Raw genomic sequence first — 286 nt, forward strand, 5'->3', positions numbered from 1 at the left:
GAGAAGAGCTTCGGGGCGCCGCGCATCACCAAGGACGGCGTCACCGTCGCCAAGGAGATCGAGCTCGCCGACAAGTTCGAGAACATGGGCGCCCAGATGGTGCGCGAAGTGGCCTCGAAGACCAACGACATCGCGGGCGACGGCACCACGACCGCGACCGTGCTGGCCCAGGCGATCGTGCGCGAGGGCGCCAAGTACGTCGCCGCCGGCATGAACCCGATGGACCTGAAGCGCGGCATCGACCTCGCCACCCAGGCCGCCGTGAAGGACATCACCGGCCGCGCCA

The 286-nt window shown here is 68.9% G+C and carries 1 protein-coding gene; it reads left to right on the plus strand.

Annotated elements, in window-relative coordinates; translation table 11 throughout:
* Nucleotides 1-286 (plus strand): TCP-1/cpn60 chaperonin family protein (locus WDW90_RS39000; RefSeq protein WP_336492985.1); only part of this gene is annotated, 286 nt, incomplete at both ends.

Source organism: Methylobacterium nigriterrae (assembly GCF_037106235.1).
Classification (GTDB): Bacteria; Pseudomonadota; Alphaproteobacteria; order Rhizobiales; family Beijerinckiaceae; genus Methylobacterium; species Methylobacterium nigriterrae.